Source organism: Streptomyces sp. LS-MS-L19 (assembly GCF_058382285.1).
In genome coordinates, this window is sequence record NZ_JBYCLL010000001.1 from 8,104,689 (window position 1) to 8,125,249 (window position 20,561).

At 70.5% G+C, this 20,561-nt stretch carries 12 protein-coding genes; 7 read left to right on the plus strand and 5 right to left on the minus strand.

Annotation, left to right across the window (positions count from 1 at the left end):
• Window positions 1-151: 151 nt before the first annotated feature.
• Both AC2XR2_RS36180 and AC2XR2_RS36185 read right to left on the minus strand, forming a co-directional pair.
• The gene (locus AC2XR2_RS36180) at window positions 152-2,815 is read right to left on the minus strand and encodes a cellulose binding domain-containing protein (RefSeq protein ID WP_381307572.1); all 2,664 of its coding nucleotides are present in this window, start codon (window positions 2,813-2,815) and stop codon (window positions 152-154) included.
• A 271-nt stretch (window positions 2,816-3,086) separates the two neighbouring features.
• A complete protein-coding gene (locus AC2XR2_RS36185; protein ID WP_491517358.1) occupies window positions 3,087-6,002 on the minus strand; it encodes a glycoside hydrolase family 48 protein in 2,916 nt (971 codons plus the stop codon).
• Between the two features lie 252 nt (window positions 6,003-6,254).
• Between AC2XR2_RS36185 and AC2XR2_RS36190 the strand changes: the two genes are divergently transcribed.
• Together AC2XR2_RS36190 and AC2XR2_RS36195 are read left to right on the plus strand one after the other, a co-directional pair.
• Window positions 6,255-7,733 (plus strand): cellulase family glycosylhydrolase, encoded by a 1,479-nt coding sequence (locus AC2XR2_RS36190; protein WP_491517359.1) that lies wholly within the window; start codon window positions 6,255-6,257, stop codon window positions 7,731-7,733.
• Window positions 7,734-7,817: 84 nt separating this feature from the next.
• The gene (locus tag AC2XR2_RS36195; RefSeq protein WP_491517360.1) at window positions 7,818-9,530 is read left to right on the plus strand and encodes a glycoside hydrolase family 6 protein; all 1,713 of its coding nucleotides are present in this window, start codon (window positions 7,818-7,820) and stop codon (window positions 9,528-9,530) included.
• Between the two features lie 123 nt (window positions 9,531-9,653).
• Here the strand turns inward: AC2XR2_RS36195 and AC2XR2_RS36200 are convergent, their stop codons facing one another.
• Window positions 9,654-10,430 (minus strand): phytanoyl-CoA dioxygenase family protein, encoded by a 777-nt coding sequence (locus tag AC2XR2_RS36200; RefSeq protein WP_491517361.1) that lies wholly within the window; start codon window positions 10,428-10,430, stop codon window positions 9,654-9,656.
• Window positions 10,431-10,577: 147 nt separating this feature from the next.
• Between AC2XR2_RS36200 and AC2XR2_RS36205 the strand changes: the two genes are divergently transcribed.
• Entirely contained in the window at window positions 10,578-11,471 is an 894-nt protein-coding gene (locus AC2XR2_RS36205; protein ID WP_491517362.1) for a class I SAM-dependent methyltransferase, read from the plus strand.
• Window positions 11,472-11,488: 17 nt separating this feature from the next.
• On the opposite strand, the gene AC2XR2_RS36210 is transcribed toward AC2XR2_RS36205, so the two are convergent.
• On the minus strand, window positions 11,489-12,868 hold the full coding sequence (locus tag AC2XR2_RS36210) for a glycosyltransferase family 39 protein (protein WP_491517363.1): 1,380 nt from the start codon (window positions 12,866-12,868) through the stop codon (window positions 11,489-11,491).
• Window positions 12,869-13,076: 208 nt separating this feature from the next.
• Here AC2XR2_RS36210 and AC2XR2_RS36215 point away from each other — a divergent pair, with 208 nt between their 5' ends.
• The gene (locus AC2XR2_RS36215; RefSeq protein WP_491517364.1) at window positions 13,077-16,571 is read left to right on the plus strand and encodes an nSTAND1 domain-containing NTPase; all 3,495 of its coding nucleotides are present in this window, start codon (window positions 13,077-13,079) and stop codon (window positions 16,569-16,571) included.
• Between the two features lie 69 nt (window positions 16,572-16,640).
• Window positions 16,641-17,342 carry an SDR family oxidoreductase gene (locus tag AC2XR2_RS36220; RefSeq protein ID WP_381307591.1) on the plus strand — a complete coding sequence of 234 codons (702 nt, stop codon included), beginning with the start codon at window positions 16,641-16,643 and terminating at the stop codon, window positions 17,340-17,342.
• A 98-nt stretch (window positions 17,343-17,440) separates the two neighbouring features.
• Here the strand turns inward: AC2XR2_RS36220 and AC2XR2_RS36225 are convergent, their stop codons facing one another.
• On the minus strand, window positions 17,441-18,277 hold the full coding sequence (locus AC2XR2_RS36225) for an aldo/keto reductase (RefSeq protein WP_381304363.1): 837 nt from the start codon (window positions 18,275-18,277) through the stop codon (window positions 17,441-17,443).
• Between the two features lie 299 nt (window positions 18,278-18,576).
• Between AC2XR2_RS36225 and AC2XR2_RS36230 the strand changes: the two genes are divergently transcribed.
• Window positions 18,577-19,755 carry a glycoside hydrolase family 88/105 protein gene (locus tag AC2XR2_RS36230; protein WP_491517365.1) on the plus strand — a complete coding sequence of 393 codons (1,179 nt, stop codon included), beginning with the start codon at window positions 18,577-18,579 and terminating at the stop codon, window positions 19,753-19,755.
• Between the two features lie 4 nt (window positions 19,756-19,759).
• Entirely contained in the window at window positions 19,760-20,551 is a 792-nt protein-coding gene (locus tag AC2XR2_RS36235) for a polysaccharide lyase family protein (RefSeq protein WP_449349213.1), read from the plus strand.
• The last annotated feature ends 10 nt before the right edge of the window (window positions 20,552-20,561 follow it).

Here is a 20,561-nt window from a genome sequence, read left to right on the forward strand (position 1 = left end):
TCACCGTCACTGTTAGGCGGGCCGGGGAGCAGGCGGAACGGCCTCCGCCGCCCGGTTTCGGGTCCCCAGGGTGATCCAGTTGTGACGTGAACTTTCGTGGCGCGGGAGAGGGCGCGCACCCGGACAGGGGTGCGCGCCCTCGGTGTTCGGCTCAGGCGACCGTGCAGTTCTGGTCGCCCACCTTGAACGCGGCCGGCTTCCCGTTCGTCCCCGACCAGCTTCCCGTGAAGCCGAAGCTCACGGACGAGCCCGCGGCCACGTTGGCGTTCCAGCCGACGTTCTTCGCCGTCACCGCCGAGCCGGACTGGGCGGCCTCCGCGTTCCAGGCCTGGGAAATGGTCTGGCCGTTGGGGAAGGTCCAGCCGAGTGACCAGCCGGTCCAGGCACTTGACCCCGTGTTGGTCAGCTGGACGTCCGCCTGGAAGCCGCCCGACCACTGGTTGGTGATCTTGTACGTCACCGCGCAGGCGCCCGTCGGGGCCGGATCGGTCGGATCCGTGGGGCCACCGCCCCCACCCCCGGTGTCGGAGGTGTCGCCGTACACGACCCCCCGGCCGTTGGTCGAGACGTACACGCGCCCGTACACCCGGGGGTCGCCCGTGATCGCCCCGCCGGTCCAACCCCACTGGTGGGCGTCGTCGTTGATACGGGTCCAGCTCGCGCCCTTGTCCGTGGAGCGGAAGATGCCCCGGACCCCGCCGATCTTCGCGCTGGTGTAGAGCGTCTGGTACGACGCCCCCGGCGCCGCCTTCCCGAAGCCGATCGTGTCGGCCTGGCCGACGTTCGAGAGCTTGGTCCAGCTCGCACCGGAGTCGGTCGAGTGCCACAGGCCGTACGCCCCGTCGGCGGCACCGCCCGCGAGCCACACATCGCCCTTCACCCCGGGCAACGCCTTGAAGCGCACGGTGTCACCGCTCGGCAGACCCGTCGCGGCCGACGCCGTGAAGGTCGCGCCGCCGTCCGTACTCACGTAGAACTTCCCGGACTTGAAGCCGTAGAAGGTCTTGGCGTCCACCCGGTCCGACTCCACGATCGCCCCGGCCGGGATGCCGCTCGACGCCGACCACGACGAACCGAAGCCCGTTGCGTACTGCACCCCCGTGCCGTCCGGGCTCCACACGAACCGGCTGCCGTCCGACGCGGCGGCCACCGTCCCGCCCCCGCTGACGCCCGAAGGGTCGGTCCCCGCGAACCAGTTGGCCCCGTTGTCGGTCGAGAACGCGATGTGCGGTCCGGAGTCCAGGTTCCCCACCCGCACGACCGTGTTCGGGTTGGTCTCCGCGAAGTCCAGGCTCGTGGTCGTGGTGAAGTTCGGCTGGGTGTACATCATCGGCGGGACCTTGGTGAGGTCCGTGTGCCGGAAGCCGCCGATGTCCCCGAGCGCGCTCAGCAGCGGGGCTCCCGACGGCGGCGACGCCAGGTCCTGGACAGCTGTCTCCTCCAGGCCCTGCACCATCGGCCTGATGGTGAACTGGCTGCCGGAGTCCCAGTTCGTGAGGTTCTCCGTGCCGTAGACCGTCGCCCCCGTCCCGTACATCATCCGGTTCGAGTTGAACGGGTCGATCTCCAACGCCTCGGTCATCCAGCCGAGTTTGGGCGTCTGCTCGGGCGGCGACGGGTTCGCGCCCCAGGTCAGCCACGGGGAGGAGGAGACGTCCATGGTGTAGCGGTTCGCCCGGTTGGGGTACGACGTGTAGTCCCACGCCCGCGTCCAGGTCGCCCCGCTGTCCGTGGAGCGGAAGATCTGGGTGTCGGGCCACCAGGAGCTGTAGGCGGTGGCCATGACGGTCCCGGGCTTCTGCCGGTCCACCGTCAGACCGCTGAAGCCGTAGTAGGTGTCCGCCTCCGCGACCGGGCTGATGTTCGTCCAGGCACCGGTCGCCGTCGTGTACCGCCACACCTGGCCCTTGCCGCCGTCGTACGGCCCGCCCTTGTCGCTGTACGTGAGATACAGATAGCCGTTCACCGCGTCCAGGACGCCCTTGTGCGCCAGGTACCCCGTCGGCTGCCCGGCGAGCCTGCTCCAGGTCGCGCCGCCGTCCGTCGACCGGTACACCGAGTTCTGGAGGTCGGCGACGCCGACGTAGATCGTCTGCGTCGCGCTCCCGGACGTGCCCGTCCTCTCGTCGAAGGTGACCCAGACGACGCCCTGGTTGTCGCTCGCGTAGCCGCTGGTGTCGCTCGGATCCTGCTGGTAGTTGCCGACGTTGGGGAAGTTCGCCACCTGCGACCAGTTCACGCCCGAGTCGGTCGACCGCCACAGTCCCTTGCCGCTGGGCGCGCCCAGGTACAGCACGCTGTTCCTGTTCGGGTCGACGGCGAGCCGCTCACCCATGCCCCGCCCCGGCATGTTGCCGCCGAGCTTGAAGGGCAGCACGGTCTTCTGCCAGCTGGCACCCCGGTCCGAGGACCGCATGACGGCCCCGTTCTTCGGGTCCCAGCTGTTGGTGTACGTCCCGACGGCCGCGTACACCTTGTTGGGATCCACCGAGTCGGAGGCCAGGCTCACGACGCCCGTGTGCCCCCAGTCGTCCCACCCCACGGAGTCCAGCAGCGGCGTCCAGGTCTTCGAGGACTCCTGCCAGCGGTACGCACCGCCGATGTCCGTGCGGGCGTAGGCGAGGTTCTTCTCCTTGCGGTTGAAGACGATGCCCGGCACGAATCCGCCGCCGTCGATCCGGGCGTTCTTCCAGGTGTACGTGTCGGCGGCGAGCGAGACCTTCGCCGCGCCGCCGGCCGCCAGCGCGGGCGGTGTACCGGCGAGCAGCCCGGCCGCGAGCGCGAGCACGGCCGTGAGGATGCGGGTTCTTCGCACGGGGGGTCCTTTCCGGAAAGAGGGGAGAGAGCGTGGGGGGTAAGCGCTTTCCGAACGGCGCAAGAGGTGCCGGGCGACCCCAGTGCGGGAGGGGGCCGCCCGGCAGTTCGGCCCCGCCGTCAGGTGACGGGGCCTCGTACGCGGAGGCTTTCAGGCGGTTCCGGAGAAGGACGGGTGCCTGTAGCGCTTTTAGGGGCGCGGGGAACTGCGCGACCAGCCACAACGGACCCGCAGACGACAACCGGCCTTCTCGCGGAGCGCCCGGCGGGGGCTATTCCAGAAGCTCCGCGTACGAACCCATGGCCAGGGCGATGTCCGCCTGGGCCCAGAACCGGTGATACGTGAACGACGGCACCGCACCCCCGGCCAGATACGCCTCGATCTTCGACCAGGCAGGATCGTCCTCGTAGAACGACCGGATGGACTCGAAGGTGGAGGAGGAGCTGATGGCGTCGCCGTTGGGCATGGTCCCGGTCCACCCGCTCGGCACGTACACCGCGTCGTCGAACCGGTTGTAGTCCGCCCGGTTCTCCGGCACCGCGATCCCCAGCGCGTCCTGGTAGTTGTTCCACATGCCGTCCAGCAGGGACTTCGCGGTCGTGGCGGCGGCCGTGTCACCGGAGCGGTCCGCGTAGTACGTCAGCGTCTTGGCGTACGCGGCGGTCACGCCGACGTCGTTGGTGTAGTCGGCGACCGTGACGTGAAGTCCGCTGTTGGCGCCGGGACTCGACGCGTTCCAGGTGTCGGGCTGGCCCGACCACTGGAGGGTCGACGGGATCCGGTAGGTGCCGTCCGGGTTGATCGTGGTCTTGGACAGCGCCCACTTGACCCACTTGTCGAGGACGGCCTTGGCCTGCGCGTTCCCCGTCTGCTGGTACAGCTCGGCGACCCGCTCCATCGACCACGCCTGGAAGCCGAACCACTGGTTGGACGGCGGGTCGTGGTAGACGGGCTGCTGGTCGTAGTACATGCCGTAGAAGGTCGACTTCCCGGCCGGGGGAGGCGCGTAGCGGCCCGCCCAGCTGTTGGTCGCACCGCCCGCGATGGCGCCCTCGTCGGACTGGAGCCAGCGGTAGAACTCCAGCTGCCGCCCGAGGGACTTGGCCCAGTCCGCCTGCCCAGTCGCCGACTTCGGCTTCAGGTCGGCAGACGAGCTCAACGCATAGGCCGCGAGAGGGTTCTGATAGCCGCCGTGTGCGTGACTGGACCCGATGCGCCAGGCCCAGCCCGCCGAGGTGTCGGTCGCCCCGCCCCAGGCGTAGTACCAGGACAGCAGGTACATGGAGGCGTCCTTGCCGGTGCCGGCCTGGCAGGTGGACGGACCGACGCAGTTGCCGATCTTCTTGAAGTACTTGTCGTACATGGCGTAGCGCAGGTAGTCGCCCATCTTCGCGGCCTTGCCCACGGTCGCGGAGACGTCCGAGCCCTTGCCCTGCTCCTTCGCCCACTTGTCGGCCCAGTACGCGGCCTGCACGGCCCGCGCGTCGGCGTCGGGGGCGTTGGTGAACTTCCACTGCTTGGCGTAGGAGGCGTCACCGGTGAACAGGTCCAAGTACCCGTTCTTGCCGCCGTACTTGAAGGCGTCACAGGTCGGCTGCGGCACCGTCTCCCACACCGACTCCTGCGCGCCGCGCTGGAAGGTGTTGATGTACGACGGTCCGGTGTCCGCAGGCCCCGCCTCGCACTTGCCTGGCGAGTTGCCGTAGCCGTAGACGTTGTCGACGTCCTGGAGCCAGTGCATGCCGTAGACGTCGTCCGTGCCGTACGCGCTCTTCAGCTCACCGGCGATCGGGTCCGATCCCACCGACACCCCGGTGTCCAGCTTGGCCGGGTACTCGTTGGGGGTGTCCAGCTCGGGCGCGTAGGTGGCCGGCTTGGAGGCGTTGTAGAAGGAGTTGGTCGGCTGGTCGGCGTGCGTGGGGATCATGTACTTCTCCATGATGTCCCAGGCACCGTTGAACTTGGACCAGTCGCCGGTCACCTTGCCGTACATGGCCTGGAGCCACAGGAGGTAGCTGTACGCCTCCGACGTGGTCTCGTGGCCGTGGTCCGGCGCCTCGACGATCAGCGTCTCGACCGAGTGGTAGGGGATGCCCTCGGGGGAGAAGTAGCCGTTCGCCGGGTTGGTGATCTTGCCGTAGAGGTCCAGGAAGCGGGCGTTGTACGTGCCCGTCGCCGCGATCTGGGTGACGTTCACCGAGGCCTTGGCGTGTCCGGTGGCCGTCGACTCGAAGGTCGCGGCTCCCGTGCCGGAGGCGTTGGCGGTGATGGTCACCGTCTGCGCGGTGTTCCAGTTCGACGGCGTGAAGGTGAGCGAGGCGCCGCCGGTCACCGAGAGACCGGTGTTGCCGCTCGTGCGGGCGGTCGTGACGGTCACGTTGGCCGAGGGCTGCGTCGACAGCTTCACGGTGTAGGTGCCCGTCTTGCCCTGCTGGACGGCCAGTTGGGTGGCCGAGGCGACGATCGCGGGACCCGAGGCGACGGTGATGCCGACCGGGGTCGACTCGGCGGACGCGCCCAGACTGTCGTAGGCCTTCGCCAGCAGCGAATGACTGCCCACGGTCAAGCCAGAGGCCGAGAGTGAGTACGGCGATGTCGTGTCGGTGCCGAGCAGCGTGGTGTTGTCGTAGAACTCCACCTTGCTGATCGTCGCGTTGTCCGCGGCGGCGGCCGTCGCGGCGAGCGGCACCGCGGTGCCCTGGGTGTAGACCGCGCCCGCGGCCGGACTGGTCAGCACGGTGATCGGCGGCTGGTGCGCGCCGGTACAACTGGTGCCGTTGATCGCGAAGTTGGTGGGCGCGGCATTGGTGCCGCTGTAGGTGAACTGCGCCCCGGTGGAGACGGCGGCGCCCGCGGCGATCGTGCCGTTGTAACCGGCGTCCTTGACGCTGATGTTCTGGCCGGACTGGGACCAGGTGCCGTTCCAGCCGTTGCTCAGCTTCTGGTTGCCGGCGTAGCCGTACGTCAGGGTCCAGCCGTTGATGGCGTCCGTGCCGCGGTTGGTGATCGTCAGGTCCGCGGTGAAGCCGGAGCCCCAGTCATTGGTCTTGTAGTCGACACTGCACTGAACTGCCGCTGCCTGTGCGGGAGTTGAAGCCGCACTCAGCATCGCGAACGGCAGTGCCATGGCCGCCACGACAGCGGTCCACAATCGCCGGACGGCCCGGCGTCTCCTGGTGGGGGGCATTGCTGGTTCCTCCTTGTGCGGCTCGGAGAAGTCAAGGCTTGAACCAGTGGGAGCGCTCCCATAGTGAGGATGGGGGTACAAGGGGTCAAGGCTTGTGAACAGTCGAAAAGATTCGACGAACGGGGGTTGAGTAAAAGTCAGTGACCCCTCTGTTCTTTGCCGTCACTTGGCGCTACCTTCCTTGACACCAGTGGGAGCGATTCCATCAGTCGACGCGTCCGTCACGGCGCGCTGATCTGCAAGGAGTCGCTCATGCGACACCCCCCGCGTTCAGTACTTTTAGCCGTAGCCGGCGCGGTCGCCCTTGTGGGGTCCGTGATGGTTCCGGCGGTCACGGCGTCCGGCGCCGCACCTGCCTGCTCGGTGGAGTACACCGTCACCAGCCAGTGGGACAGCGGCTTCCAGGGGGCCGTGAAAATCACCAACAACAGTGCCGCCGTGAGCAGTTGGAGCCTCTCCTTCGGCTTCGCCGGCGGTCAGAAGCTCACCCAGGGCTGGAACGCGAAGTGGTCCCAGTCCGGTACGACGGTCACCGCGGCCAACGAGAGCTACAACGGCTCCCTGGCCACCGGAGCGAGCGTCAGCGCCGGATTCATCGCGTCCTGGTCCGGGAGCAACGCCGTACCCACGTCGTTCAAGCTCAACGGCACGGCCTGCAACACGGACACCGAACCCGCACCGGACCCCACGGACCCCCCGCCGGGACCCGGTGACGGCACACCCCCCGCACTGCGCGTGTCCGGCAACAAGCTCGTGGACGCGGGCGGCACCACCCGCCGGCTCCTCGGCGTGAACCGGTCCGGCGGCGAGTTCATGTGCGTCCAGGGCCGCGGCATCTTCGACGGACCGGTCGACGACGCCTCGGTGAAGGCGATCGCCGACTGGAAGGCCAACGCGGTCCGCATTCCCCTGAACGAGGAGTGCTGGCTGGGCCTCGCCAACATCAACCCGGCCTACGCCGGGGCGAACTACATCAACGCCGTCAAGGACCTGGTCGCCAAGGTCAAGGCGCACGGCATGACCCCCGTGGTCGAACTGCACTGGACCTACGGGCAGTACACCGGGAACTCCGCCGGCTGCACCGACGTGCACGCCACCTGCCAGAAGCCGATGCCCGACATGCAGTACACGCCCTCCTTCTGGGCGTCGGTGGCCAACACCTTCAAGAGCGACCCCACCGTCGTCCTCGACCTGTTCAACGAGCCCTACCCGGACCGCGCCACCACCACGACCACCCAGGCGTGGCAGTGCTGGCGGGACGGCGGCAGCTGCCCGGGCATCGGGTACGAGGTCGCCGGCATGCAGGATCTCGTCGACAGCGTCCGGGGCACCGGCGCCACCAACCTGATCCTGGCCGGCGGGATCACCTGGTCGAACGACCTCAGCCAGTGGCTGACGTACAAGCCCACCGACCCGGCGGGCAATCTCGCCGCCGCCTGGCACGTGTACAACTTCAACGCCTGCTCGAACGAGAGCTGCTGGAACTCCACGCTCGCCCCGGTGGCCGCGCAAGTGCCGCTGGTGGCGGGGGAGATCGGCGAGAACACCTGCTCCCACGGATTCATCGACCAGGTCATGAAGTGGTTCGACGCCCGCGGCCTGTCGTATCTCGGCTGGACCTGGAACACCTGGGACTGCTCCTCCGGGCCCGCCCTGATCAGCGGCTACGACGGCACACCCACAGCGTTCGGCACCGGGTTGCGTGACCATCTGCGTGCCCTGAACGGATAGCACCGCTCAACCGCACAGCACCCGCTCGACGCACAGCACCCGCTCGACGGACAACACCCGCGAACGAGAAGGAAACCCGCACTCATGAGTCGTACGAGAACAGCGCTCCTCGCTGCCATGGCGCTCGTCGCCGGGGCCTCCGGGACCGCCCTCGCCGTGGCCCCCGGGGAGGCCGGCATCGCCGCGATCCCCTGCACCGTGGACTACAAGGTGCAGAACCAGTGGGACACCGGCTTCACCACCGCCGTCACGATCACCAACAACAGCGCCGCCAAGTCGAGTTGGTCGCTGAAGTGGTCGTACGCCGGAAACCAGAAGGTCACCAACTTCTGGAACTCCAAGATGAGCCAGAGCGGTACCGCCGTCACCGCCACCAACGAGAGCTACAACGGCACGCTGGCCACCGGTGGTTCGGTCAGCTTCGGCTTCCAGGGCACCTACAGCGGCAGCAACGCCGTCCCGGCCACCTTCACCCTCGACGGCGTGACCTGCAACGTCGACGACGGCGGCAGCGGACCGACGAACCCACCGGACCCCGGCGGCGGCACCAAGGTCGACAACCCGTACGCGGGCGCCAAGGTGTACGTGAACCCCGAGTGGTCCGCGAAGGCGGCCGCCGAGCCCGGTGGCAGCAGGATCTCCAACCAGCCCACCGGCGTGTGGCTGGACCGGATCGCGGCAATCAACGGTGTCAACGGCGGGATGGGGCTGCGCGCCCACCTCGACAAGGCCCTGGAGCAGAAGGGCAGCGGCGAGCTCGTCGTCCAGCTGGTCATCTACAACCTGCCCGGCCGTGACTGCGCGGCGCTCGCCTCCAACGGCGAACTCGGCGCCACGGAGATCGACAAGTACAAGACGCAGTACATCGACCCGATCGCCGCGATCCTCGCCGACCCCAAGTACGCCTCGCTGCGGATCGTCAACACGATCGAGATCGACTCGCTGCCCAACCTCGTCACCAACGTGTCGCCGCGGGCCACCGCCACCGCCAACTGCGACACGATGAAGGCCAACGGCAACTACATCAAGGGCGTCGGCTACGCCCTGAACAAGCTCGGTGACGCCCCCAACGTCTACAACTACGTGGACGCCGGGCACCACGGCTGGATCGGCTGGGACGACAACTTCTCGGCGACCGTCCAGACCATCAAGCAGGCGGCGACCGCCGAGGGCGCCACCGTCAACGACGTGCAGGGCTTCATCACCAACACCGCCAACTACAGCGCGCTGAAGGAGCAGTACTTCACCATCAACGACTCCGTGGCCGGCAAGTCGGTGCGCGAGTCGAAGTGGGTCGACTGGAACCGCTACACCGACGAGCTCTCCTTCGCCCAGGCCTTCCGCCAGGAGGCCGTGAACCAGGGCTTCGCCTCGGGTGTCGGCATGCTGATCGACACGTCCCGCAACGGGTGGGGCGGTTCCGCCCGTCCGACCGGGCCCGGCGCCACGACGGACGTGGACACCTACGTCAACGGTGGCCGTATCGACCGGCGCATCCACGTCGGCAACTGGTGCAACCAGGCCGGAGCCGGTCTCGGTGAGCGTCCCAAGGCCTCCCCGGCCGCCGGGATCGACGCCTACGTGTGGATCAAGCCTCCGGGTGAGTCCGACGGGTCCAGCTCCGCGATCCCGAACGACGAGGGCAAGGGCTTCGACCGGATGTGCGACCCGACGTACACCGGCAACCCGAGGAACAACAACAACATGTCGGGTGCGCTGCCGAACGCTCCGCTGTCGGGGCACTGGTTCTCGGCGCAGTTCCAGGAGCTCATGAAGAACGCGTACCCCGCGCTCTGAGTGGATGCGGGGGGCTGTGCGATGTCGGCCGCGGGTCCGTTGTGGCTGGTCGCGCCCACGCGGCGGAGCCGCACATTGATACAGCCCCGCGCCCCTGAAAGCACTACGCCGCCCGGGGTCTGGTCAGTTCTCCTCGGCCAGGCCCCGGCGGATCGCGAACTCCACCGCCGAGTAGTCGCCGTCAGCGCGATCCAACTCGTAGGGCTCTGCCGGAAGAAGCGGAGGCTGCGCCATGAAGCGGGGCCTCGTGCCGTGGTGGGGCTGGGCCGCGTGGACCAGGAAGGGGTGGCAGAGGTAGACGTCGCCCGGGACACCGGTGGCGTGGGCGAGCGGACGGTGGGCCGAGGCTTGCTCCACCTTCGGGCCCAACTCCAGGAAGGACGCGCCCTGTTCGCCGTACGGCTCCAGGACCGGCGGTACGTCGAGATGGGAGCCGACGCGGATGCGGGTGGGGGCGTCCTGCTCGGTGACCTCGCTGAACAGGAACAGCATCAGCAACGCGCGGTCCCTGGAGCGCAGGTTGGTGTGGTACATCCCCGGCTGTGCGTCCTCGGGGAGATAGCTCCCCTCGATGTGCCAGCCCGCGTCGTCCGGTTCCTGCGCGTGCGGAAACCGCAACGGGAACGTGCCCAGGGAGTAGCGGGGCTGCCAGCGGTTCTCACCGACCAGGAGGTCGAACGCCTCGTGCAGGGCGGGTGAGTTGGCGGCGGCCGCGAACGGCCCCTGGGCCATACCGGGCACCCAGACCACCGGGTCCTTCCAGGAGGCCGGATCCTCACGGTCGTAGCCCGTCTCCCGCCACAGCAGCGACGCGCAGTGCTGGGCGACGCGGGGCGGGAAGGCGCCCTCGATCTTCACGAAGCCGTCTTCGAGGAAGCGCTCCACCAGTTCGTCGTGCATGCGGGTCATGGTGGTGGATGTGCCGCACCGGCGCATCCCATTTTCTTTGCGCCCGCTTTGCCGTCATTTTTGCTGTCACGGCAACATCGCTGGCTCTTCGCGGTGCGTCGGCGCACGCTGGTCGCATCCCGAGGAGAGGCTGGCCCCATGGCGCACAACCACCACCACAACGGCACCCACGACCATGGTCACGACCACACCGACATCGACTGGTCCAGGATGGCCGAGCACCTGGAGACCCAGGCGGAACTGTTCACGCCCCTGTACGAGCGGGCCCTGGCGTGGCTCGGGCACAAACAGACCGAGCCGGGGCTGATCGTCGACGCGGGGAGCGGGCCCGGGGTGCTCTCCTGTCTGCTCGCGGAGGCGTTCCCCGGGGCCCGCGTCGTCGCCGTGGACGGGGCCGAGCCCTTGCTGGAGCGGGCCCAGGACCGGGCCGCGCGACTCGGCCTCGCCGACCGCTTCGGCACCCTCGCCGGTGAACTGCCCGGGATCCTCGACCAGTTGGACTACCCCGCCGACCTGCTGTGGGCCAGCAGGAGCCTGCACCACCTGGGTGACCAGCGGGCCGGGATCGCCGCGTTCGCCTCACGGCTGGCGCGCGGGGGCACGTTGGCGCTGATGGAAGGCGGTCTGCCGGCCCGGTTCCTGCCCCGGGACATCGGCCTCGGGCGCCCTGGGCTCCAGGCGCGGCTCGACGCGCTGGAGGAGGAGTGGTTCGCCGGCATGCGGGCGGGCCTCGCCGACTCCGTCGCCGAGGTCGAGGACTGGCCCGCACTGATGGCGTCCGCGGGCCTCCGGCACACGGGCACGCGCAGTTTCATGCTGGACCTCCCGGCACCGACGACGGACCGGGCCCGGGCCTACATCGCCGCGTCGCTGGGACGGCTGCGGGAGGTCTTCGCGGAGCAACTGGACCCGGACGACCGGGAGACGCTCGACCGCCTGCTGGACCCCGAGGACGCGGCGAGCGTGCATCGGCGGGCGGACGTGTTCCTGCTGGCGGTGCACACGGTGCACACCGCTGTGCGGACCGGGTGAGGAGCGCACTCAACCCCTCACCTCCGTGGGGCGCGGAGGTACTCGGTGATCAGAGCGCCGTGGACCTGTCGGACCCGGACGGGCACGAAATGGTCCGCCAGGACCCGTCGTTTCGTCTCCTCCTGCGGGGTCTCGTCCAGCGGTTGGCCCACTGGGTCCGATACGGCGACGATGCGTTTCGTCGCCAGCATGCGGGTGCGGATCACCGAGGCCGGGACCTCCGTGCCGTACAGGGTTCCCGAGGCCGCGGGGGCGCGGTCCAGGGCCAGGTCGCGCAGGTGCGCTAGCGCCTCCGGGGTGGCCAGGGACCACACCCTGCGGCGGGACGGCAGGTAGAGGATGCCGTCGGACTGCGTGGCGCTGACCGCTCGGGTGACGGCCGTGGCGTCGTCGGTACGGCTCTCCGGGGTGCGCAGGTGGAGGGTGACGGGGAGCAGGGCGAGCGCGGCCGCTGCCACGGCCAGGGTTCGGGTTCGGCCCAGTCGGTCGAGGGCCGCACCGATCAGGAGGGCCGTGCCCGCGTGGCCGTAGAGGACGTAGCGGTCGACGTAGAGGGGCTTCAGGGGGGTCAGGAGGATCAGGGTCAGTGCGGGCAGGACGGTGAGGGGGAGGGCCAGGCGGGGGAGGGGGCCGTGGCGGAGCGGGGCGGTGCACGCCAGGGCCAGGGCGGTCACGCCGACGAAGCCGAGCAGCGCTCCCGTTCCCGGGCCGCCGATCCAGGACACCTGCTCGGACTGGCGCATGCTGACCGCGGCCAGGGGCGTGAGGGCGGCGCAGACCGCGAGCGCGACGCGGAGAGCCGGGCGGCGCGCCGGGCGCGGCAGGGCCCACAGGTGCGCGGGCAAGGCGAGAACCGCGAACTCGTGGAGCAGACAGGCGGTGAGCAGGACCGTCCCGTACGCCGTCCAGGCGCCGGGCGTCTGCCGGTCCGCCGCCCGTATCAGCAGGTAGGTCGCCCAGACGACCAGCGCGCAGACCAGCGCGTAGGAGCGGCCCTCCTGTGCGTACCGCTGCACCGGGGGGAGCAGTGCGAAGGCGATGCCGGCCGGCAGGCCCGCACGCGGTCCGGCGAGGCGGTGGCCCAGGAGGGTGAGGGCTCCGGTCGCCGCCGCGGTGGCGAGCACCGAGGGGAGGCGGAGCACGAGAAGCGGGTCTGCTTCGTCGAACACCCGGAACAGGACGTGCATGAGCAGGTAGTACAGGCCGTGGACGGCGTCGGCGTGCCCCAGTGCCGTCCACAGGTCGGGCAGGGAACGCCCCGCCATGTCGTACGTCACCACCTCGTCCCGCCAGATGCTGCCGCCGCGCCGCACGCCCCACAGACCGAGGGCGAGCGACAGGATGACCGGTGCGGCCGTGTGCCAGGGAACGTGCGTGGGCGTCGGGGCGGGTGGCAACCGGACCGGGCGCAGCAGGGGTCCTGATGAGTGTGTGGCGGTGATGGTCGACTCCGGTGCTGGGCGGGAGCACGGGCCCGTAAGTGGGCGTGCACCGACGAGTCCACGGGGCGGCGGATTGATGGGCAGCCCCGATCCGGCGGGCCAATCAATGCGCGAAGCCGGTGGCCGGCGCCTGGGACGGTCGCGAGTGAAGGGGGAGACGCACATGGGGCGCCGGGAGAAGCCGCTCGATCCGGGGGCGGGGACCGTGCAGCGGTTCGCGTACGGGATGCGCAGGCTGCGCGTCGAGGCGGGCAGTCCGACCTACCGGGCCATGGCGGCCCGCGCGGGCTACTCCGCGCCCACCCTGTCCGCCGCCGCGGCCGGTGAACGACTGCCGACCCTGCCGGTGCTCCTCGCCTACGTCACCGCGTGCGGCGGGGATCCGGGGGAGTGGGAGCGGCGCTGGCGGGAGGCCGTCGCCGGGTCGGCCGACGCCCGGGGCGTCGAGGAGCCCGGGGAGAGTCCCTATCCGGGGCTCGCCCGCTTCGGGACGGGGGACGGGGAGCACTTCCACGGGCGGGACGAACTGATCGCCGAACTCGTCGGACTCACCGCCAGGAAGCGGTTCGTGGCGGTCGTCGGCGCGAGCGGAAGCGGCAAGTCGTCCTTGGTGAGGGCGGGGTTGATTCCCGCGTTGCGGGGAGGGGAGGGCGCGCCGGCGGGGCCCGGTGGATCCGCGTCACGGGGAGGAGGGGGTGAGGCGGCGGGGTCCGGTGCGCCGCCCGCCGTCCCCCGTCTCGCCGCCATCCGCCTTCTCACCCCCGGCCCGCACCCTCTGCGCACCCATGCGGCCCTGTTCGCCCCGCACGACGGGGCCGGTGACACCCTTCTCGTCGTCGACCAGTTCGAGGAGGTCTTCACGCTCTGTTCCGACGTCGAGGAACGCGTCCGGTTCCTAAGGGAGTTGACCGCCGCGGCGGACCCGGCGTCCGGGCTGCGCGTGGTGATCGCCGTGCGGGCCGACTTCTACGGCCGGTGCGCCGAACACGGGCCGCTCGCCGAGGCGTTGCGGCACTCCGCGCTGCTCGTCGGGCCGATGCCGGCGGCCGCGCTGCGGGAAGCCGTGGTACGTCCGGCCGCCGCTCGACGGCTCGTGGCGGAACGGGCGTTGACCGCGCGGATCGTCGCCGACGTGGCCGGTGAACCGGGCGGACTGCCCCTGATGGCGCACGCGTTGCGGGAGGTCTGGCGCCGTCGCAACGGCAAGACCCTCACCCTCGCCGCCTACGAGGCCGTCGGCGGGGTCCGGGGAGCCGTCGCGCACACCGCGGAGGCCGTGCACGCCCAGTGCACCCCCGCCGAGGCCGCCGCCCTGCGTCGCCTGCTGCTGCGGCTGGTCAACCCCGGCGACGGCACCGAGGACACCCGACGGCCCGTGGACCGCGCGGAACTGGCCGCGGACCCCACGACGGCCCATGTGCTGGAGCTGATGGTGCGCGGCCGACTGCTCACCGTCGACGGCACCACCGTCGACCTCGCCCACGAGGCCCTGCTCGGCGCCTGGCCCCGGCTGCGCGCCTGGTTGGACGCGGACCGCGAGCGGCTGCGCCTGCACCGCGCACTCACCGAAGCGGCCCTCGGCTGGGACGCGTTGGGGCGGGACGCGGGCGCCCTGTACCGGGGCACGCGGCTGACCCTGGCCAGGGCGGCCTTCGGTGCGGAGCCCACTCGTGAGGGCGGTGAACTGAACCAGCTCGAACGGGACTTCCTGACGGCAAGCGTCGAGACGTACGAGCACGGTCGCCGTACCGCCGCCCGCGCCGCCCGTCGGCTGCGGGCCCTCACCGGTGCGCTCGCCGTCCTCCTGGTGCTCGCCCTGGTCGCCGGCGCGGCCGCCTGGCGGCAGAGCGGGGTCAGCGCACAGCAGCGCGACGAGGCCGAGGCCCGGAGCGCTGCTGCCCTGGTGGACACCCTGCGCCACAGCGATCCGCGCACCGCGATGCGTCTGGCCCTCGCCGCCTGGCGGACCGCCGACCTGCCCGAGACCCGCCAGGCGCTGCGGACGGCCGCCGCGCAGAGCGAACGGGACGTCTTCACCGAGCCCGAGGAGGGCGCACGGTCCCTGAACGCGCCCTCCTGGCTCAGCCGGAACGGGCGGATCCTGACGACGGTGGTGCACGACAAGGTCGTCCAGTGGGACGTGCCCGCACACCGTCGGCTGCGGACCGTGGCGCGCCCGGGGGTGTCCGAGGGGGTGGTGGACGTCAGCGGGGACGGCCGCTTCGTCGCCTACACGGCTCCAGGGGGCACGGGTCTGCTGGTCGTCGGGCTCGCGGACGGCAGGACGTACCGGCTGCCGGTCGGCTCGTGGCGGGACGTCGACGCGGAGTTCGCCCCGGACGGGCGCACCCTGCTCGTACGGCGGCTCGTCCACGGCGGGGGCGACTCACGGGCCACGCTGGAGGTGTGGGACGTGCCGCGGCGGCAGGTGCGGTTCCGCTACGAACGGGGCAGCGGCGACGGGGCGTTGCCCGCGCGGAGCCCGGACGGCCGCTATCTCGCCTGGTGCACGGACCACGGCGGCCGGCTGCGGGTTCTCGACACCGGGGCGCCTGCGGCCGACGGGACCGGCCGGGGGCACCCCGTCCTCACCCGAGTGCCCGCGGCCACCGGTGGTGCCCTGTGCCGGGGTGACGCACTCACCTTCACGGCGGACAGCAGGGCCGTGGCGAGTGCCACCTCCACCGGTGTCGTCACCTGGGACGTCCGGACCGGCCGGGAACGGCCCAGGCTGCCGCCGACCGGAGGTGGCCTTCGTGTCGAGTTCGCCGGTGACTACGCCCTGACCTGGACCCCCGGCTTCCTCGCCCTGTGGCGGCCCGGACTGCCGGACCCCGCGGACGACGGCACCCGTGAGCCGCTGCTGACCTTCCCCGTCGACTCCTCGGCGCTGGGCGACCTGCGTCTGGACCTCGACGCGGGCGTGCTGCGCTACCGCGAACAGGGACGGACCGACTCGGTGTACACCGTCTCGCTCCAGGGGCTGACCGGCGATGCCTGGCGGGACCGGGCGGCGGGGAACGCGGCCTTCGACGGTCGGGGGCGCCCGGCGAGGGCCGTACCGGCTCCGGTGGTCGGCGGGGAGCGGGCCGTGGCCGTCGACCCGGCCGGGCGCACCGCGCTGACCTCGGAGGGCACGCTAGTCGACGTCTCAACCGGCAAGCGGATGAGGGGAGTCGGGGGAGTCAAGGGCGAGGACTACCTCACCCGTGGCGTCTTCAGTTCCGACGGCCGGTACCTCGCCGCCGCCGACGCCCAGGGCCGCCTCACCCTGTGGGACGCGCGCACCTGGCGCAGACTGGCCGTCCTGCGGACCGGGGGCTCCAACCGGCACGATCCGGCGCTCGACTTCTCCGCCGACGGGTCCCTGCTGGCCGCGAGCGACCCGGAGGGGGTCGTGCACGTCTGGGAGACCGCCACGCCCGCGCTGCCCGCTGCCGCCCTGCCCGCCGGGGACGCCCCGGTCCTCGCCCTCGGATTCACCGCCGACGGCGGCGAGTTGCACATCGCCACACCCCATCTGGCCGACCGGACCCTCCTGTCGGCACCGGACCGCAGCGCGCGCCGGGTGTGTGCCCGGGTGTCGGCGGGCCTCACCGAGGCACAGTGGCGGCGCTGGTTCCCCTCCGCCGACCACCGCCGGACCTGCGGCACTTGACTTCGAGAACGCTCCAACTGATGTACTCCCCGCCATCCACAGGAGCACAGCGGAACACAGGGGGAAACCATGTCCGACGCACCGGTCGCGCTCATCACCGGCGGTGGCAGTGGTATCGGCGCCGCGGTCGCGCGGCAACTGCTCGACGCGGGGCACCGGGTGGCCGTCACCGGCCGGGGGGAGGCGCGGCTCAGGGGCTTCGCCGAGGAACTCGGTGAGCCGGACGGTCTGTTGACCTTCGTCGGCAACGCCGCCGAGTACGGGGACGTCAAGGCCGCCGTCGACGGCACGCTCAAGGAGTTCGGGCGGCTGGACACCGTCATCGCCAACGCCGGCTTCGCCACGCACGACACCGTGGCCGCCGGCGACCCGGCCGGCTGGAGCGAGATGGTGCTGACCAACGTCCTCGGCCCCGCGCTCCTCATCCGCGCCTCCATCGACGCGCTCAAGGAGACCCGCGGCCGGATCGTGCTGATCGGCAGCGTCGCCGGGTTCGTCCACGGGCCCGGCAACATCTACGGGGCGACGAAGTGGGCCGTGACCGGGCTCGCCGAGAACGCCCGGCGTGAGGTGACGGAGTTCGGCGTCGGGGTCACCCTGGTCGCCCCGGGGCGCGTGGAGACGCCGTTCTGGGACAGCTACGGCAGCCTGCCGCCCGGCCACCTGCTCACCGCGGACCAGATCGCCGACTCGGTGGTGTGGGCCGTACGGCAGCCGGAGGGCGTCGACGTCAACACCGTGGTCGTACGGCCGATCGGGCAGCCCGTCTGACCCGCGGGGTCATGCACAGGCCGGCTGACGCCGGACACACAACGGCCGGCGGTGGGCCCCTGGCACAGGGGCCCACCGCCGGCCGAACCGCTGTGCCGTCAGGCGGCGTTGAACGTCGACGGGTCCGGGCCGAGGCGCCGGTCCTCGTTGAGCGCGCTGATCGCCGCCAGGTCCTCGGTGTCCAGGCTGAAGTCGAAGACCTCGATGTTCTCCTTGATCCGCGAAGGGGTCACGGACTTCGGGATCACGACATTGCCGAGCTGGAGATGCCAGCGCAGCACGATCTGGGCCGGGGTGCGGCCGTGCTTCTGGGCGATGGCCACGATCGCCGGGACCTCCAGCAGGCCCTTGCCGGAGCCGAGCGGCGACCAGGCCTCGGTCGCGATGCCCTGCTCCGCGTGGTACTCGCGGGCCGCGTGCTGCTGGAGGTGCGGGTGCAGCTCGATCTGGTCGACGGCCGGGACGACGGACGTCTCCTCGATCAGCCGCCGCAGGTGTTCGGGCTCGAAGTTGGAGACACCGATCGCCTTGATCCGGCCGTCGGCGTGCAGCTTCTCGAACGCCTTGTAGGTGTCGACGTACAGGTCGCGGGAGGGCGTCGGCCAGTGGATCAGGTACAGGTCCAGATAGTCCAGGCCGAGCTTGTCCAGCGAGGTGTCGAAGGCGCGCAGAGTCGCGTCGTAGCCCTGGTCGCTGTTCCAGAGCTTGGTGGTGACGAAGATGTCCTCGCGGGGCACCCCGGACGCCGCGATGGCCTTGCCGGTGCCCTCTTCATTGCCGTAGATCGCCGCTGTGTCGATGCTGCGGTACCCGGCCTCCAACGCCGTGCTGACCGCGCGCTCCGCCTCGTCGTCCGGCACCTGCCAGACGCCGAAGCCCAACTGGGGCATCTCGACGCCGTTGTTGAGGATGATCGGGGGGACCTTGCTGCTCACGAGCTCTTGATCCTTACGGTTGTCGTCAGGTGGTACTCCCATCGTCAACGATCACGGGCCGTGATGCATTCCTGACCGCGGAATCCGTCCGAACTGACCCGCCGGTCAGCAGCCGATGGCTGAAATTGGCCGGAAATGCATCCGACCTCTTCGGTACAGACCATTGACCGCCGACGATCCTGCCGCGACTCTGGATCGCGCCAACCGAGCGGAATTCTGAACTCAGTTCACGTACATGAATCCGCGTTGGCTTTCATCCGATGTTTCCCGTGTCTCCTGACTCACGGAGAGGGAGGAACATGAGACGCCGTCGTCTGCGTACGGCACTGACGACCCTCGCGCTCGCCGCCGTGACCCTGGTCACCGTGCCGGCGGCCGCACCCCCGCCCACCGGCCCCTCCACCGCCCAGGGCCCGGACCGGGACTGGTCCGTCGCCATGGTCGACTCCACCATGGCCCGCTACACGCCGAGCACCATCGGAGGCTGGTCCTACCCGGTCGGCCTGTATCTCTACGGCCAGTACCTCACCTACCGGCGCACCCACGACGCCCGCTACCTCGGGTACATCAAGAGCTACGTCGACCGGTTCGTCGGCGCCGACGGCTCCATCGGCCAGTCCTTCAACAGCCTGGACAGCATGCAGGCGGGCCGGCTGCTGGTGATCCTCCACCACGAGACGGGCGAGGCCCGCTACCGGACGGCCGCGCGCAAGATCCTCGACCGCCTCGCCACCTACCCGCGCACGGACGACGGCGGCTTCTGGCACGCCGACACCGCGAGCCGCGCCCACCAGCTCTGGTCGGACGGCGTCTACATGGTGAACCCGTTCCTCGTCGAGTACGGCGCGGAGTTCGGCGGAAGCGCCGGCACGGACGCCGAGGCAGCGCGGCAGCTCGCCGTCTACGGCGGCCGGCTCCAGGTCGCGAACGGGCTGCTGCGACACGCCTACGACGAGTCGAAGAGCGTGAGCTGGGCCGATCCGGAGACCGGGCTCGCCCCCGAGCACTGGTGCCGGGCGGTCGGCTGGTACTCCATGGCGCTCGTGAATGTCCTCGACGCCGTCCCGGCGGACCAGCCGCGTCGTCCCCGGCTCCTCGCGATCCTGCGGAAACTGGCGGCCGGTCTGGAGAAGTACCAGGACCCGGCGACCGGCCGCTGGTTCCAGGTGATCGACAAGGGCGGCCGGAGCGACAACTGGACCGAGACGTCCTGCTCCAGCATGTTCACCTACGCCCTCTCGCGCGGCGCCGAGCGCGGCTATCTGGCCCCGCGCTACGCCGCCGTGGCCCGGCGCGGCTACCAGGGCGTGCTGGCGAAGCTGTCGGTCGGCTCCGACGGCCGTACCGAACTCGCCGACATCTCGGTCGGCACCAACGTCGGCGACTACGCGTACTACGTCGCCCGCACCCGGGCCGTCAACGACTTCCACGGCCTGGGCGCCTTCCTGATCATGAACGAACAACTGCGAGGTGATTAGTGTCATGAGCACATCACGAAGGGTGCTGTTGGGTGCCGCGCTGGGCGGAGCCACGGCCGCCGCGGTCGGTCTGCCGACCGCGACCACCGCCCACGCCGCCTCCTGGCAGCAGAAGTGGGCCCCGTCCGCGAGCGGTGACGGCCTGGGCGCCTTCGAGACGATCGAGGACGACCGCGCCGACTCGCACCCCGGCGGTCAGCCGCACATCTACGCCACCGGCAACAACTGGCGCTTCGACATGCACACCGTCGACCGCGACACCTCCACCGACCGCCAGCGCCAGGAGGTCACCGGGCTGCGCAACGGCAGCGGCAGCAACTACCTGAAGTGGACCAAGGGCCAGACCTGGCGGCTCACCTACTCGATGTACATCCCGAGCTCCCTGAAGGCGACCACGACCTTCACCCACATCATGCAGATGAAGCAGCCCGGCAGCGGCACCTCGCCGATCGTCGTGCAGTCCCTGCGCCGGGTGAACGGCAAACAGACCATCGAGCTGAAGCTCGCCATCGACGACATCCTCGTCGGCCGCACCGACCTGGACCCGCTGCACGACAGGTGGACCGACGTCGACTTCCAGATCAAGGTCGGCGACGGCTCGGCCGGTTCGGTCCGCTGGATCCTGAAGTCCGGCGGCTCGACCGTCATCGACGCGTCCAAGACCGGCGTCGACACCTTCCTGGCCGACCGCGTCCGCCCGAAGTGGGGCATCTACCGCTCCCTCGGCGACACCTCCGGCTCCCTCCAGAACACCTACCTGCTGCTCACCAACCTGCGCGGCTACCAACTCGTCTGAGGAGCCGGCA